This is a genomic window from Oceanisphaera profunda (assembly GCF_002157895.1).
Classification (GTDB): Bacteria; Pseudomonadota; Gammaproteobacteria; order Enterobacterales; family Aeromonadaceae; genus Oceanimonas; species Oceanimonas profunda.
Genome location: NZ_CP021377.1, coordinates 1,970,306 through 1,986,582, shown reverse-complemented (window position 1 = coordinate 1,986,582; position 16,277 = coordinate 1,970,306). Strand labels below are relative to the sequence as shown.

The window sequence follows — 16,277 nt, the reverse complement described above, 5'->3', positions numbered from 1 at the left end:
TTGATGAAAACCAACCTGATCACCCGCGCCGGCTGGCATCGGCTGGACGAAGAACTAAAAGAGCTGTGGAAGGTAGAGCGCCCAGTCGTGACTCAAGCGGTATCAGAAGCCGCCGCCATGGGCGATCGCAGTGAGAACGCTGAGTACATTTACGGCAAACGAAGATTGCGGGAAATAGACCGTCGAGTGCGCTTCTTGATGAAACGCTTAGAAGCGCTAAAAATCGTCGATTACGATCCGCGCCAAGACGGCAAAGTGTTCTTTGGTGCTTGGGTGGAGTTAGAAAACGAGGCGGGTGACGTAGTGCGCTATCGCATCGTGGGCAGTGATGAAATGGATCCGAAAAACAATTACATCACCATTAACTCCCCCATGGCTCGCGCCCTAATTGGCAAGCAAGTAGACGACGAAGTGCTGGTACAAACCCCTTCTGGCATTAAAGAGTGGTACATCAATAAAATCCAATACCAGCCTTTTGCAGAGCAGCTTTAAGCCTTACGCGCTACACCATACGTTAAAGACAGATTAAACCCTTCCTGCTCCGCAGAACCGGCAGCTAAAGCGCCGAACTACAGAGCTCGGTGTTTTTGCCGTCTTCCTGAACTCGTTTCAGGATCTCGATTTAGATTTAGCAATAAACACACAAGTGCGAGATACCGGGGCACGCCCGGTATGACGGCATAGTACCTAAAAAAATCTGTTGAACTTGTCTTTAACTGACAGCGTACGGCGTAAAACGTACTGCGGCTTTTATTCAATCCAGCGGTAGAGGGTGCGGCGGGTGATGCCGAGGATATCGGCGGCGCGGCGTTTGTTATTGCCAGTGGCAGCCAGCACTTGGTGAATATATTGGCGCTGTACGGCTTCTAGGGTTGGCATGTTTTGGGCATCGTCATTCGCACTATTATCTGTCTTAAGCGCTAGGCTACCCGTTTCGCTTTCGGACTCGCTACTGGCATTAAGCTGGGCGCTGGACGTAAAATCGCTGGTTAAATCAGGCTCTGGTTGATCCAAAATACGTTGCGGCAGATGCTGTACTTCAATAAACGCTCCTTCACAAAAGGTGGCGGCGCGCTCTACGGCGTTTTGTAATTCACGCACGTTACCCGGAAAACTATAACGCTGCAGCACCAGTTGTGCTTCGTCCGTAAAGCCTTTTACGTTGCGCTGCTGGCGCGCATTAAAACGGGTGAGAAAGAAACTGATTAAACGCTGCAGGTCATCGCCACGAGCGCGCAGTGGCGGTATCTGCAAGGCAAAAGTTTCTAACCGATAAAATAAGTCTTCCCGAAAACTACCGTCGCTCACCGCCTCGGTGAGATTACGGTTGGTGGCACCAATAATGCGCACATCCAGCTGAATTTCGTGGTCGCTACCCACCGGCCGCACTTTGCCATCTTGTAATACCCGCAGCAATTTGGCCTGCAAGGTGAGCGGCATTTCGCCCAGTTCATCAAGCAATAAAGTGCCGCCGTCGGCTTGCTGAAATAGCCCCGCGCGCTGCGTTCGCGCCCCAGTAAAGGCACCCGCCGCATGGCCAAAAAACTCGCTTTCCATTAGCTCACTGGGAATACCACCACAGTTCACCACCATGTAGGGGCCATGTTTACGGTTACTTTGATCGTGTAGGGCGCGGGCTACTAGCTCTTTACCGGTGCCACTTTCGCCTTGCACTAATACTGGGCCATCGGCGGAGGCAATTTGGCGAATTTGATGAAACAGCTGCGCCATGGCCGGACTTTGGCCAATAATGCCGTTAAATTGCTCGACGCCAAGCAGACTACGATAATGCTGCACTTCGCTGCGCAGTCGGCGATTCTCCAGTAATCGCGCCACCGTTAATAAAAAGTGGTCCATTTCTAATGGCTTAGTTAAAAAGTCATCCGCCCCCGCCTGTAGCGCCTTTACTGCCTGCTGTACCGAGCCAAATGCGGTAATAATTAACACGGCTGGCGGTATCTCATTGGCGCTCAGTGCCGGTAACAAACTCAGGCCATTAGCGCCTGGTAAACGTAAGTCGCTGATCAGCAAGTCGGGCGGGCTAGTTTGCAGCAGTTTCAGACCTTGCTCGGCATCACCACAAGCGGTCACACTATAGCCTTCTGCTTCCAGCTCTTCTTGCAGTAGCTCACGCAAGCCACTGTCGTCCTCGACCAGCAAAATATGTTGGTGCTGCGCCATGCTTATGCTTCCTTCTTAGGTAATGCGAGTGACAGCATTAAACAAGCTTCACAACCGCCGTCTACGTGATTGCTTAAGGTAAAGTAACCGCCCTGCTCTTCCGCCACGGCTTGTACAATGGCCAGCCCCAGCCCGGTGCCTTCTCCGGGTGACTTGGTGGTAAAAAACGGCTCCGTAAGTCTAGCTGGAGAGCAATTTTCTGGTAAACCTTGGCCATCATCGATAACGCGGATCACCAGCCAGCGACTATTCGCCGCCACGTAAATACCAATGCCATTCTCTGCTGCCTGCAACGCATTGCGCAACAAGTTCAGCAGCGCTAACTCTAAGCGCCCCGCATCGGCTAAAAAGGCGGGTAAACCAGGTGGTAACTGAGTGGTTAACTGGCATCCTTTAGCTTCAAGCTCTGGGGCGATGGCTTCTAACGCATCTGCTATTAACACGCTAACAGTCAACATACGGGGCTGAGTGGCGGCGGGCCGACAATAGTCGAGTAACTGGCGCACGGTGCGCGTTAGCCGATGTACCTGAGTGCGAATGCCGCTTAGGTTACGCTGTTGCTGTTCGTTTAAGCTGCCAACCCGCTCAAGGCGGCGCGCTCGGCCATCAATCACACTCAAGGGAGCGCCCAGCTCATGAGCAATACCTTGGGCCATGCTGCCGATGGCGACCATTTTTTCATTATCTTTGAGCCGAGCCACCAACTGAGTTTCTGCCGCACGATGCGCGTCTAACTCACGGTGCGCCTGCTCTATGCTGTCGAGCATCTGATTTAAGCCCTGTGCCAGGCTTGCCACTTCTTGCGGCCCTTCTAGCAGGGCGCGATGCGATAAATCACCCGCGGCCACGCGGTGCATGTGCGCCAACAGCTTATCCACATAACGCCCCACGCCCCCGTAATGGCCCAGCAAGACGCTGGCCAAAATGGCGAGACTAAATAAGCCCCAGCTCAGCCAAGCAATCAGTGTAAATTGGCCAAGGGCCCGATCAAAGTCACTGGCGCGGCGACTAATTTGGATTAAACCGCGAATTTGCCCTGCGGTATCAAACACAGGTAAGAAGTGAGAAAAGAAGCGATACCCTGCAATCTGGCTATAGGCCTCTTGGCCCTCGCCGGTAAAACGAATGCGAGCCGGAATAGTAGTGGCAGTTAAGTCTTTTACGGTAATGCCCGCCGAGGCGATACGATTGCCGTCCACATCAAACACAGAAGCGCCGTACACTTCACCCAGCACAAACACCGAGCGCAGTGCTGACTCTACCGCTTCTCGGTCGCCATTATTCACCGCATTACCAATCGGAATGCTCACTGCGCGCCCCAGCAGCTCGAGTTCATTTTTAAGCCGCTGTTCTTGGTATTGATTGGCTTGGTCTAAGCCAAAGCGAATACCCAGGCCTGTCAGCAGCACTAAAGGCAGCACCACAAACAGCAATAAGGTGCGCTGTAGTCCATTAAGGCCCCATGAACGGGGATGTGTGTTGTTTTTGAACGAGTATTTTTTTCTCATGTGTAATATGTATACATAAATTGAATTTAAAAAACAGCCTGCTCTGGCATAATTTTCTGCTTTAAATTAATAACAATATAATTATCAAATACTTATAGTTTTTATTAAAACTTGGCACGCGCCCTGCAATAGTCTTAGTACTTTCAACCAAAGGAGTTTCCTTTATGAATAAGCTCAAGACACTGACCGCTGCTATCACCTTCGCTACTTTTGGTTTAGGCGCTTCTGCTGCCATGGCTCAAGCTCCCGAGGCTGCGACTGCACCACAGCAACAACAAGCGGCAGCTCAGGCCTCACAAGCTGCGGCGCCTAGCCAGCAATTTGAGGCAGGTCAGCAAGCGGGCCCAGTTTCAGACGGTGATCTGAAGAACTTTGTGAAAGCGAACGAAGATGTCGCCAAAGTGCGTGACGAATTCACCCAGAAGTTGAACGAAGAAAGTGACCAACAAAAAGCCCAGCAGCTGCAAATGCAAGCTCAAGAAAAAATGCTAGAGGCAGTCAAAGATAACGAACTGGATGCGCTTACCTATAATGCCATTGCCGCTCGCATCCAAACCGACACCGAGCTACAAGAGCGCGTAACCGCACTCCAGTAATCTCTAACATAAGTAATACGCACATCAGTTACACAAAAAACAGCCGGATTAAACTAGTTTACGCAAAGGGACCTTAGGGTCCCTTTTTTTTGCTTCCCCTCTTCTGCCCAGCGGTAAGCTACAAAACCCACTTCTAAAATATTCAGCTGCGCAGCACCCGCTACAGGTGAAATACTTACTGTTAACCGAAAGCGGTGAACCGACAACTGTTAACAGACAAGTTATGGCCGATGGCTTAACGCAATCCGCAGCCTTACTTTCATTACTGCCCTTATCTGCTTCATAATGGGCACTCTCGGCTCACTCACCTACAAGCTACTTCTCAAGTCTTGAGCCGAACGCACTTTCATTCAGCCAGTCCAGGCACTATATCTGCACTACGAGGGCTGGCGCTAAGCACATCGCCTTTCATTATTGGCTGCGTGAACCAATGCGGTCTGGAGTATTAAAGATGTCGAATATCAATCAAGCCTTGGCCACCGAGCTGGCCGTCTCGCAACAGCAGGTGGACGCCGCCGTGCGACTGCTGGACGAAGGCTCCACCGTGCCTTTTATTTCCCGTTATCGAAAAGAGGCCACTGGCGGCTTGGATGATACCCAGCTGCGTAACCTCGACAGTCGGCTGCATTATTTGCGCGAGTTAGAAGACAGACGCGCCGTGATCCTTAACTCCATTAGTGAGCAAGGCAAACTAAGCGAGGCACTGAAAAAAGAGCTGCTTAACGCCGATACCAAGACCCGTCTCGAAGACTTATATCTGCCTTATAAACCTAAGCGTCGCACCAAAGGTCAAATAGCCATTGAAGCGGGCTTGCAGCCCCTCGCTGATGGCTTATTTAACGACCCCACGCAAGATCCGCAAACGATGGCCGCCCGCTTTATTAATGGGGACGCAGGCGTAGCGGATGAAAAAGCCGCCCTCGATGGCGCTAAATATATTTTAATGGAGCGCTTTGCCGAGCAAGCCGACTTGCTAGAAGCAGTGCGCCAATATTTACAGCAACACGGCCAATTACAAGCCCGCGTGACCGCTGGCCAAGAGCAAACCGGTGCCAAGTTTAAAGACTACTTTGAGCATCAAGAGCCCATTAGTCGCGTGCCATCGCACCGCTTATTAGCCATGCTGCGTGGCCGTAACGAAGGCGTGCTTAGCTTAAATTTAGTAGTAGACACCGAAGCTAAAACCCACCCCTGCGAAGGTATTATCGCCCGCTTTATTGGCTGGCAAGCCCAAGGGCGCGCTGCCGATACCTGGCTGGCTGGCGTAGTCAGCTGGACGTGGCGCGTGAAGTTGTCGCTACAAATGGAAACCGAGCTATTAGGCCAAGCCCGCGAGCTGGCAGAAGTAGAAGCCATCAAGGTATTCGCGCTGAATATGCAAGACTTGCTGATGGCCGCCCCCGCAGGCGCGCGCGTGACCATGGGCTTGGATCCGGGCATTCGAACCGGCGTTAAAGTAGTAGTGGTAGATGGCACCGGCAAGCTGTTGGCGCAAGATACGGTTTATCCGTTTGCTCCCTTTAATAAGGTAGAGCAAAGCTTACGCTCCTTAGAGAGTTTGTGCCGCGCCCATAACGTTAGCTTGGTCAGCATAGGTAACGGCACCGCCTCGCGGGAAACCGAGCGCTTGGTGGAGCAGCTAATAAAGCAAAGCCCAGAGCTAAAGCTACAAAAAGTGGTAGTCAGCGAAGCCGGTGCCTCTGTGTATTCCGCTTCTGAACTCGCCGCTAATGAATTCCCTGACTTAGATGTATCGCTGCGCGGGGCCGTGTCTATTGCGCGTCGCCTGCAAGACCCGCTGGCCGAGTTAGTAAAAATCGACCCGAAAAGCATCGGGGTGGGCCAATATCAGCACGATGTGTCGCAAACTCAATTGGCTCGTAATCTGGATGCCGTGGTCGAAGACTGCGTAAACGCCGTGGGCGTAGATGTAAACATGGCCTCAGCACCTTTACTGATCCGCGTATCTGGTTTAACGCCCACCTTGGCGCAAAACATCGTGGCTTATCGTGATGAACAAGGGGTGTTTACCGAGCGTAAACAGTTATTAAAAGTGCCGCGCTTAGGGCCTAAAGCCTACGAGCAATGTGCTGGTTTCTTACGCATTCGTGATGGCAAAAACCCACTCGATGCCTCCGCCGTGCACCCAGAAGCTTATCCGGTAGTAAACCGCATTGCCGCAGATTTAAAGCAGCCGGTGCAGGCCATTATTGGTAACAGCGAATTGCTGCGCAAACTTAGCCCGCAAAACTACACCGATGCGGCTTTTGGTTTACCGACGGTACAAGACATATTAAAAGAGCTGGATAAACCCGGCCGAGATCCGCGCCCCGAGTTTAAAGCGGCGCGCTTTATGGAAGGCGTCGAAAAGCCCAGCGACCTGCAGCTCGATATGGTGTTAGAAGGTGTGGTGACCAATGTCACTAACTTCGGTGCTTTCGTGGATATTGGCGTGCATCAAGACGGACTGGTGCATATTTCTGCCCTTACGGATCGCTTTATTAAAGACCCGCGCGAAGTGGTCAAAGCCGGCGATATCGTGAAAGTAAAAGTGATGGAAGTGGATCTGCAGCGCAAGCGCATCGCGCTCACCATGCGCCTAGAACAAACCGCCGCCGATCACGGCAGTGGCAATGTGCGCACCGATCGCAGCAATGACCGCAAGCCGAGCCCTCAGCGCGAGAAAAGTTATCAGCAAGAGAAAAGCTCACAAAGCCAGCAGCGCCCTGCCCGGCAAGCACCCGCCGCCCCGCAAGGCGCCATGGGCGCGGCACTGGCGGCGGCTTTACAGAAGAAAAAGTAAGCTCGAATAGCGTGAAGGGTGAAGGGTGAAGAGGACGAGCCCAAATAGTGTCGAGCTGAACAAGGGCGTGTTTATCTTTGCGCCCTCATCCGGATACCGGATCAAGTCCGGCATGACAAAGCTTCAGGATCTCGCTCTAAGTCTTTAAAGGCTAAAACCTATTAGCAACGCTTGTTTGCTACGAGAGTCACAGAAACCACGGAAAAATAGTGATCAGATCTGAAAATGCTTATTAATGTTAAGAGCCAAACACCGGACCATCGGAGACCGAGCTCTTGCCAATAAATAGAACTTATCACTGGTCGGTCTAATCTCAGCTTAATTTTTCTGTGGATTCCGTGGATTCCGTGGCGAAAAAGTCTTTAATCTTTAATTATTTAACCAAGGAACCACCATGTCAGACATACACCTAGTGGCTTACGACGCCGCTCATAGCCCGCATATCCGCGCCATTCGCGAGGCGGTATTTATCGCAGAACAACAGGTGCCCGTTGAACTGGAGTTTGATGGCTTAGATGACGTCGCGCTGCAGCTGTTAGTAGCCGTAGACGGCCAATATGTAGGCACGGGTCGCATGTTAGACGATGGCCATATTGGTCGGATCGCGATTTTAAAAGAGTGTAGAGGCTTAGGGCTGGGGGCCAAAATGGTGCAGGCATTGGTTGATGAGGCGGTGCGTTTGGGTTATCCGCGGGTGTACTTAGGAGCACAAACTCAGGCGCTGGGCTTTTATGCCAAGCTTGGCTTTACGCCGTATGGCAGTGAATTTATGGATGCCGGCATCCCGCACCTTTCCATGGAACAATCATTAATCTAAAAGCGGAGATAGTGATGCTTGAGTTAAATACAACGCAGATTGTTGGATCGATATTTGTGCTGCTGACCGTCGTGACCTTGCTTGGCGGCATGTGGTACATCAAAAATTATGACGGCCGCCCAAGAGCAAAAAAATCAAAACCTAGTCCTGTAGCCAATCTGGAGGCCGGGACGACAATGCTGGAGGGCTCCTGCCTGTGCGGTAAAGTAAAAATTCAGGTGCCGAACGAATTTGAGTATATGGGCAATTGCCATTGCTCCGAGTGTCGTAAATTTACCGGTGCGGATTATTCTTCGGTAGGTGGGATCAGCTCAGCCAAGTTTCGCTTTATCGCCGGGGAGGAAGATGTGACTCACTACCGTAAAAGTGCCGAAACCGAGCTGGCATTTTGTAAGCATTGTGGCTCCAGCCTGTATTCGCGCAAACTCACCGCCGGCAAACACAACCTCCGCTTAGGAATGTTGAATTCAAAGCCCAGCCAGCAGCCCAGCTTTCATATTTTTGTTGGTTCTAAAGCGCCTTGGCATGAGATTAATGACCAACTAGAGCAATTCGAGACAACCCGCGTGCAGTAACCATTAGGCTCGCTAAAGCGGAGCATAACTCTGGCTCCGCTTGTTTAAAAATAATACTGCATACCAATGCCGTATAAAGGGTCTTTATCTGCTATTTGATTCAATAATACTTCGGCATAGATTTTGGCTTGCGGTATTAGGTAGTATTCACCGGCCACTATTATTTCACTGGTCCAAGTTTCAGACTCAGGCTCTTGTAGGCTTAAACGGTTGTAACCCACACCCAAGGCAAACTGTTTAAAGGAGTATGATAATACCGACTCCCAATACGCTAATTCGCGCACATCCCAGGCTCTTTCAAACTGACTAACCCCATGAGTGACCGCGGCATATAAGCCATGGTTGTTGGTATAACTGAGGCCCACTGCTAATGAGTTAATATCGCTATCTTGATCGTTAGATACTTTATTATCCAATGCCACTACCATGCCTAAGCCATTGTTGGCTCGATAACCGATTGAAGCTCCGTATTGCTCCTTAGTATTAAAGTTAGCATCTTGCTGATCTTGATCATGTTTCGCATAGGCGACTCTAATATCGAGATTGTCACGATAATAGCTGGCCTTAAATTGATCGTCTAAGCTGGCCGCTTGATAGCGATAGCCTTGGCCGCCAAAGATATTGAACACATCGGTTAAGTCTATAACTTGGGTGAAGGGGGTTTCGCTGCGGCCCACGGTTAACTCTAAGGTGTCGTTAAAGCGCGCGCCCAGCCAAGCTTGATCCACATACAGTTGGTCACCAAATTGTGAGTCGGTCAGTAAGTCCCAGCTCATTTCACCAATTAAGGTTATCGTATCATTGAGCTTACTGCTGCCATTCAAGTTCAGCGAAAACTGATCTGCACCGCCCACGGCTTGCGCTTCGTTGGGTGCACGCCATTGATAACCCAGTGCACCAAACTGGTACTTAAACTTACCATTGACTGCCAAGGTATCATTTTGATCTGCCGAACTAAATGTTAAGGCCATCACTGGGCTGGTGATTAACAAAGCACCTATTATGAATACTTTCATATCTGAGATCTTCTTAACTTCGCAGTATAAATATCAACCATAAAAAAGGGCGCTAAAATAGCGCCCTTTTCATTAACCGTAAATTATATTAATTAAATATTAACGATTAAAGTTTTTAGTGTAAGAGTGCTGACGACCATTAACGTTTTTGTTAACGGTAACGCTGCCATTCTGGCCACGTTGAATGTCTTTGCTAATGGTCACGATTTCACCATTGGCTTTAGTGATGGTCTTGTCGAAAGATACGCTGCCATTAGGGCCAGTCGTCACATCTTTGCTGACTTCAACATTGGTATAGCCATTGTTGTAGCTGTGGTTATAAGAATGATTGCCACCAAAGCCTGCATTAGCAGAAGCGGCAAGAACAAGAGCAGCTGCAGAAATAACCCATTTAGATTTGTTCATTATTATTTTCCTTTTTATATTTTTTATGAGGGCACAACGATTATTTATATTAAGTAAATCGTTGGCTTGTTCTAGGGCTTAATAATTCATCAAGCCGCTGGAACGAAATAAAGCTTACTCCTCGATTTTAATGCACACAATAATTTATTTGTTTGTATACAAACTGTAAAAATAATCAGACTTCGCGACATTAAGCGGCCTCACAGAGCTTAAATGGGTCCCAAAGGCGACCAAGCAGCACAAAAAACCTGACCAAAAAGACAAGAAAGTGGATTATGCTGAATCACTTTCTCTAAAAAACATGAAAACAATGTGTAGATTTAACTTTATTAACCTATCACAGGTTGTTTTTTGTGCTAAAAAACACCTGCTTAGCCTCTATAAGTGGTGGTTATCACTAAACTATCACTAAGATTAGTTGCTTTACACTAACTCTTCACGTGAAAGTAGATTAAGTTACTTATCCTGCTAATATCTATTTCTCAAACTTTTATTTCAGATGAAGGCCAGTAGAGCGACTAAGGCTAAACCAGCCTCTCTGCTTAACCCAGCAGTAATCCGCAGCTTTCTCACCTCACGCTCATCAACCTATGGCCATCCTTTGGCAGCACTAGTTTTAGCTCAGCTGCCATTGTGCTGCTGAGCGTCAGTCTGTGCGATAATGTCTCTTTTGCCTTGGGTAGAACATGCGTCTGGATAAGTTTATCTGCTACAGCACCGAGCTCGACCGAGCGCAAGCGAGAGCCAATATTTGGGCAAGCGCCGTGTCCGTCAACGGTGAAATTTGCCAAGATGAAGCCAAGCAGGTACATGAAAACAATCATATTACGCTGTTAGGTCAAGTACTTACGCCAAGAGCGCCTCGCTATATCATGCTGCATAAACCGGCGAGTACGCTCTGCTCCCATGCAGATGGCGCTTATCCGTCTCTGTTTCGTGGGCTAACCCTTAATAAAGCCGAAGACCTGCACTTGGTCGGCCGCTTAGACGCGGATACCACCGGCTTAGTGCTACTTACGGACGATGGGCGCTGGTCTTATCACATTACGCACCCGAATAGCGGCTGTAATAAGGTGTATCGGGTGACACTCAGAGACCCACTGTCCACTGGCACCGCCCAGCTGTTTAACCAAGGCATTCGCTTACAAGGTGAAGCTAAGCTCACCTTGCCGGCTCAATTAGAGTCGGTAACGGCCACCGAGGTGCTGCTCACCATTGTTGAGGGCCGCTTTCATCAAGTGAAACGTATGTTTGCCGCCGTGGGTAATAAAGTGGTGGCCTTACATAGGGATCAAATAGGCGGCATACAGTTAGATGTACCGGTAGGCGAGTGGCGGCATTTAACGGCACAGGAAGTGATGAGTACTAGCGGCCAGCCGTAGGCTATTAGCGAGCTGTTAACGCCAAGAAACATCCAAAGACAAGGGTTAAGGATAAAGGCTCTCCTCACGCTTTACGCCTCACCCCTCACTATTTTACAAAGAGTGTGTATGTTATTTCCGATTATCATGGCGGGCGGCCATGGCTCTCGCCTGTGGCCCCTGTCGCGCCAGCAACATCCCAAGCAGTTTTTAGCGCTGCTTGATACAGATTGGTCCTTGTTGCAAGCCACACTGCTGCGCTTACAGGGGTTAGTCACACAACAGCCCTTGGTCATTTGCCATGAAGATCACCGCTTTTTAGCCGCAGAGCAGTTGCGCCAGCTAGCCCAATCGCAATCGCTCACAGCCGCACAAATTATGCTCGAACCTATGGGACGCAATACCGCACCCGCGCTGGCCGTGGCCGCCTTATATGCCGAACAAACCGCGGCCGCTATGCTGAATGAAACTGGCGCTAGCCCTACGGTGACTGACACAGAGGCCATCATATTGGCGCTGCCCGCCGACCATGCCATCTCTGATGTGCGCGCCTTTCAGGCGGCAATTAAGGCCGCCTTGCCCTTGGCGCAAGCAGGTAAGCTGGTCACCTTTGGTATTACACCTACCCACGCCGAAACCGGTTATGGTTATCTGCGTCGCGGCGCGCCCATTGCCAACACTACTGGTTTTGTAGTGGATAAATTTGTGGAAAAACCAGACCAAGCCACCGCCGATGGCTATTTAGCGAACGGCAACTATGACTGGAATAGCGGTATTTTTATGATGCAGGCCAGCCGTTATCTGGGCGAATTAGCCCGCTGGCAGCCAGAGGTGCTGGCCGCTTGCCGGGCGGCACTGGCCAAGAGTGAACGCGACTTGGATTTTATCCGTTTAGATGCAACCTCTTTTGCTGCCAGCCCTGATATTTCGGTCGATTACGGCGTAATGGAGCACACCTCAGAGGCAGCCATGGTAGCGTTAGCCGCCGGCTGGAGCGATGTGGGTTCTTGGTCGGCCTTGGCAGCGCAGCTCACTCCCGATGCACAAGGTAATACCGTGCGTGGCGATGTATTAACCGAACAGGTTAGTAACAGCTTGATCATGGCCGAGCATCGTTTAGTGGCGGCGTTAGGCGTGCAAGACTTAGTGGTTATAGAAACCAAAGATGCGGTGCTAGTGGCTCATAAAGATCGTGAGCAAGAGGTTAAACAACTGGTGGCACGGCTGGCAGCAGCTGGCCGAACCGAGCACATAGTGCATCGCGAATGCCATCGCCCTTGGGGTAAGTTTGATGCCATCGACAGTGGCGATCGCTATCAGGTAAAGCGCATTACCGTTAATCCGGGGGCGCGTTTGTCACTGCAATTACATCATCACCGAGCCGAGCATTGGGTGGTGGTGAGCGGCACGGCCCGCGTCACTCTGGGTGATGAGGTACGTTTGGTGAGTGAAAATCAGTCGGTGTATATTCCCGTAGGTCAGCTGCACGCACTAGAAAACCCAGGCAAGCTGCCCTTAGAGCTAATAGAAGTGCAGTCGGGCGCGTATTTAGGCGAAGACGACATAGTGCGCTTTAGTGATAGTTACGGCAGAACAGAATGCGTGAAGGGTGAAGGGTGAAGGGTGAAGGAGTAAGCATTTGTCTTTAGATACGATGCATTTTCTGTAGTCTTGCTGTTATCTTGTCCTCTTTACACTTCACTCTTTACAAAAAATACAAAAGGTTATTCATGAAAAAAGTATTGGTGATTGGCTATGTGTGGCCAGAGCCTAACTCGTCGGCGGCGGGCAGCCATATGTTGTCGATACTGCGGCTGTATAAACGCCAGGGCTGGCAGGTGGAGTTTGCTACACCGGCCCAGCGTACCGAGCATATGATAGATCTGGCCGCAGAAGATATTAGCAGCCAAAGCATAGTCTTGAATTGCGACAGCTTCGACGCTTATATCGCCCAGTACGCGCCTGATGTCGTCATGTTTGACCGCTTTATGATGGAAGAGCAATTTGGCTGGCGGGTAGAAAAGCACTGCCCTGATGCACTACGTGTGCTTGATACCGAAGACTTACAGTGCTTGCGCCAAGCGCGCCATCTGGCCCATAAAGCCAATCGTGCGATGACCACTGCCGACTTATTTAGTGATATTGCCAAGCGTGAAATTGCCGCCATTTTACGCTGCGATCTGTCGCTGATTATCTCCGACTTTGAAATGCAGCTGCTGCAAGACACCTTCAAGGTAGACAAGCACTTGCTGCAGCATCTGCCGTTTATGGTGGATTTAAGCCAATTGCCGGTGCAAACGCTGGGCTTTAATGAGCGTCAGCATTTTATGACTATCGGCAATTTTCGCCACGCCCCCAACTGGGATGCAGTGCTGTATTTACAGCAAATTTGGCCGCTGATCCGCCAACAACTACCCCAAGCCGAATTGCATATTTATGGCTCTTACCCGCCACCCAAAGCCACCGCTTTACACAATCCTAAAGCAGGGTTTTTAATTAAAGGCTGGGCAGATGATGCCTTCGTGGTGATGGAGCAAGCCCGAGTGTGCTTAGCCCCTTGCGCTTTGGTGCCGGCATTAAAGGCAAGCTGCTGGATGCCATGATCATGCAAACGCCCAATATCACCACCGCCATTGGCAGCGAGGGCATGCACGGTGAGCGACCGTGGCCGGGCGCCATAGTAGAAATTGGCATGGGTGCAGAAGGCGCACAAGCGTTTGCCGATGCGGCAGTGGCTTTGTATCAAGATGAAGTGCGCTGGCAGCAGGCGCAGCTACAAGGCACGGCACTTTTAAAACAACGTTATGATAGTGAGCCATTAGGCGAGCAGTTAATTAGCCGTATTACGGAGCTAGCCAGCCAACTTGATGCGCATCGCTTAGCGAACTTTACCGGCAGTATGCTGCGTCATCACAGCATGATGAGCACCAAGTATATGTCCCAGTGGATAACCGCCAAGAACGCGGGCGCCCCCAAAGACTGAACCCATTTCGGTTAGACCCGTTCAGACCTTCTCATCACCTATCATAGGTATCTTTCGACATCTTGGATGTCGGCGCCAAGAAGAAGCAGTGCTTACCGGTTTTCTTGGCGTTATACATGGCTTGATCTGCCACTGCCAAGGCCTGTTCGTGGCTAGCGAAACTCTGGTGCAACAGGGTAACACCGATACTAACGCCCAGCTGGAACGGCTGCCCGGCCACCTCAACGGGCGAGTCAAAGGCGTTAAGAATCCGCTTGGCCAGAGTGTCGATATCTTCCGGCCTAATAGGCCCAGTCATCAGGATGGCAAACTCATCACCGCCCATGCGGGCCACCGTATCGTAAGGTCGCACACAGTGCTGTAACCGTCGCGCCACCTCCTTCAGTGCAGCATCACCGGCGTTATGGCCGAGCCTGTCATTAATGGGCTTAAAGTTATCTAGATCCATATAAAACAGTGCCGAGTCGACGTTGCTGCGTCGGCTATGCTGTAGCTCTCGCTCTAGGGTGCAGCTAAACAAGGCACGGTTTGCCAGCCCAGTGAGAAAGTCGAAATGCGCCAAGTGATGCAGTTTTCGCTCTGCCTCGATTCGCTTTTTCAAGGTGTGGCTGAACAACAAAATGCCAATCGCGGTAAGCACCGCAAAGAACAGCGACACCGTTAGCAGCAAGTTACGAATTTTGACCATGCCTTGTTCGAATACAGCGCGCTTAACAACGGAAATAAGCCACCATTGGGGCGGTTGCAACCCGCTCTCGTCGACCGTCATGGTACCGAGCACCGGATGATCGCGCGCAGTCAGTTTCTGGTAGACATAAAGCCCTTCTGGGGCCCGAGTCATTCCTTCGCTACCTCCCTGCATCTGCTCCCAGACCTCGGGATGACTGCTGGCAAAGCGGTACTGGCGTCGCTCGTCAAGCACCGAGCCCCAGAGCCGCGCTTCCTCAACACCATACAGCCAACCTGCATCTTTATGCAGCAGTATCAGCTGCCCCAGTAGAGGTTGTCGCGGGCGGGACAAGCCCTGTAGCAAACGCTCGGCCATCAGATTGATAATAACTATGCCCCGCTTGTTGCCTGCCTCATCAAAAAAGGGCGTCGCCAAGCGGATAACCGGATTGTAGGGAATTTCTATCTGACCATGCTCGATATTCAACTCCAGCTCAGAGATGTAAATTTCTCCCTTTGCCAACTGCATGGCCTTGTCGAAATAGTCATGCTGCCACTTGTTCTGCCGTTGCCCTGCAGGAATGTTAACCGCTTCTTGGCCTCGCGCCCGCTCCACGCGGACCCGCTCCTCGCCTTGGCTATCAATCAAGCGCAACATGGCATAATCGCGCCTCACCTTTAAATACGTCATGTAATCGGCCGCCAACTGCGGTTCGCCGACGTCGAGCCCGGTTTGACTGACAAGACGTTCCGCCTGGCCGGCAAGCAGGGTGAGATCGAGGGCCGCCTCGTGCAGATTGGCCAGCAATTCCTGCCGGATAGTGTCGAGATGGGACATTTCAGCCGCACTGACTTCTTCATATCGTTGCTGCTGTTGTTGCTGATAAACCGAGAGCAGTATGATGCCGGCACACGTCATCAAACTCAGATAAGTGAATAGGCAGCCCCAAACCGTGGAAGTGGTAATCGCAGTTGCCCGAGTCTTCTTGCCGCGCTGCAAAGGCAGCAAGACCTGCCAGTAAATAAGTAAACCGCTTATCACAGACAACAAGAGCGCATCGAGCAAGAAAAACAGCCATCCATCGCCGTCCATAGGTAACAGCAGCATGACCAGCAGCTCGGTCACAAATACTATGGCTCCAGTCTTCAATTGGGCATCCGTACTTAGCCCGCCGGCACGGCTCGTCAGCCCCCAGAGCAGTATAATGGCCGTCAGTGACACAGCCGTGGCATCAAACAGTGCAACCAGCCAAAACCCCAGAATGTCCAGCCCGAGCCATTTCATCATCAGCATGATCGCAAACTCGGCCAGCACCATGCTCGCCATAAAAGGCAACAACACCCTTCTGTGCTTCAACAACAT

The 16,277-nt window shown here is 50.9% G+C and carries 14 protein-coding genes; 9 read left to right on the top strand and 5 right to left on the bottom strand.

Annotation, left to right across the window (positions count from 1 at the left end):
* The first annotated feature begins 3 nt into the window (after window positions 1-3).
* A complete protein-coding gene (greB, locus tag CBP31_RS08585; protein WP_087036360.1) occupies window positions 4-492 on the top strand; it encodes a transcription elongation factor GreB in 489 nt (162 codons plus the stop codon).
* Window positions 493-750: 258 nt separating this feature from the next.
* Here greB and CBP31_RS08580 read toward each other — a convergent pair whose 3' ends face one another.
* Window positions 751-2,181 carry a sigma-54-dependent transcriptional regulator gene (locus CBP31_RS08580; protein WP_087036357.1) on the bottom strand — a complete coding sequence of 477 codons (1,431 nt, stop codon included), beginning with the start codon at window positions 2,179-2,181 and terminating at the stop codon, window positions 751-753.
* A gap of 2 nt (window positions 2,182-2,183) precedes the next feature.
* Entirely contained in the window at window positions 2,184-3,689 is a 1,506-nt protein-coding gene (locus tag CBP31_RS08575; RefSeq protein ID WP_087036355.1) for an ATP-binding protein, read from the bottom strand.
* Window positions 3,690-3,853: 164 nt separating this feature from the next.
* On the opposite strand from CBP31_RS08575, the gene CBP31_RS08570 reads away from it, so the two are divergent.
* From CBP31_RS08570 to CBP31_RS08555, 4 genes are all read left to right on the top strand, one after another.
* On the top strand, window positions 3,854-4,285 hold the full coding sequence (locus tag CBP31_RS08570) for a DUF4168 domain-containing protein (RefSeq protein WP_087036353.1): 432 nt from the start codon (window positions 3,854-3,856) through the stop codon (window positions 4,283-4,285).
* Window positions 4,286-4,736: 451 nt separating this feature from the next.
* Window positions 4,737-7,088: a Tex family protein gene (locus CBP31_RS08565; protein WP_087036351.1), complete on the top strand. Its 2,352-nt coding sequence runs from the start codon at window positions 4,737-4,739 to the stop codon at window positions 7,086-7,088.
* Between the two features lie 394 nt (window positions 7,089-7,482).
* The gene (locus CBP31_RS08560; protein ID WP_087036349.1) at window positions 7,483-7,905 is read left to right on the top strand and encodes a GNAT family N-acetyltransferase; all 423 of its coding nucleotides are present in this window, start codon (window positions 7,483-7,485) and stop codon (window positions 7,903-7,905) included.
* Window positions 7,906-8,081: 176 nt separating this feature from the next.
* Entirely contained in the window at window positions 8,082-8,480 is a 399-nt protein-coding gene (locus CBP31_RS08555; RefSeq protein ID WP_087036347.1) for a GFA family protein, read from the top strand.
* A 44-nt stretch (window positions 8,481-8,524) separates the two neighbouring features.
* On the opposite strand, the gene CBP31_RS08550 is transcribed toward CBP31_RS08555, so the two are convergent.
* Both CBP31_RS08550 and CBP31_RS08545 read right to left on the bottom strand, forming a co-directional pair.
* Window positions 8,525-9,496, bottom strand: coding sequence for a porin (locus CBP31_RS08550; protein ID WP_087036345.1), 972 nt, complete (start codon window positions 9,494-9,496; stop codon window positions 8,525-8,527).
* A gap of 99 nt (window positions 9,497-9,595) precedes the next feature.
* Window positions 9,596-9,901 (bottom strand): hypothetical protein, encoded by a 306-nt coding sequence (locus tag CBP31_RS08545; RefSeq protein ID WP_087036344.1) that lies wholly within the window; start codon window positions 9,899-9,901, stop codon window positions 9,596-9,598.
* 686 nt (window positions 9,902-10,587) lie between these two features.
* Here CBP31_RS08545 and CBP31_RS08540 point away from each other — a divergent pair.
* From CBP31_RS08540 to CBP31_RS15765, 4 genes are all read left to right on the top strand, one after another.
* A complete protein-coding gene (locus tag CBP31_RS08540; protein ID WP_087036342.1) occupies window positions 10,588-11,283 on the top strand; it encodes a pseudouridine synthase in 696 nt (231 codons plus the stop codon).
* A 108-nt stretch (window positions 11,284-11,391) separates the two neighbouring features.
* Window positions 11,392-12,882: a mannose-1-phosphate guanylyltransferase/mannose-6-phosphate isomerase gene (locus CBP31_RS08535; protein ID WP_087036340.1), complete on the top strand. Its 1,491-nt coding sequence runs from the start codon at window positions 11,392-11,394 to the stop codon at window positions 12,880-12,882.
* 110 nt (window positions 12,883-12,992) lie between these two features.
* The gene (locus CBP31_RS08530; protein WP_227874979.1) at window positions 12,993-13,865 is read left to right on the top strand and encodes a glycosyltransferase; all 873 of its coding nucleotides are present in this window, start codon (window positions 12,993-12,995) and stop codon (window positions 13,863-13,865) included.
* Window positions 13,808-14,245 (top strand): hypothetical protein, encoded by a 438-nt coding sequence (locus CBP31_RS15765; RefSeq protein ID WP_227874978.1) that lies wholly within the window; start codon window positions 13,808-13,810, stop codon window positions 14,243-14,245. The genes CBP31_RS08530 and CBP31_RS15765 overlap by 58 nt, the downstream gene beginning before the upstream one ends.
* Before the next feature lie 34 nt (window positions 14,246-14,279).
* On the opposite strand, the gene CBP31_RS08525 is transcribed toward CBP31_RS15765, so the two are convergent.
* Window positions 14,280-16,277 carry a diguanylate cyclase domain-containing protein gene (locus CBP31_RS08525; RefSeq protein ID WP_087036338.1) on the bottom strand — a complete coding sequence of 666 codons (1,998 nt, stop codon included), beginning with the start codon at window positions 16,275-16,277 and terminating at the stop codon, window positions 14,280-14,282.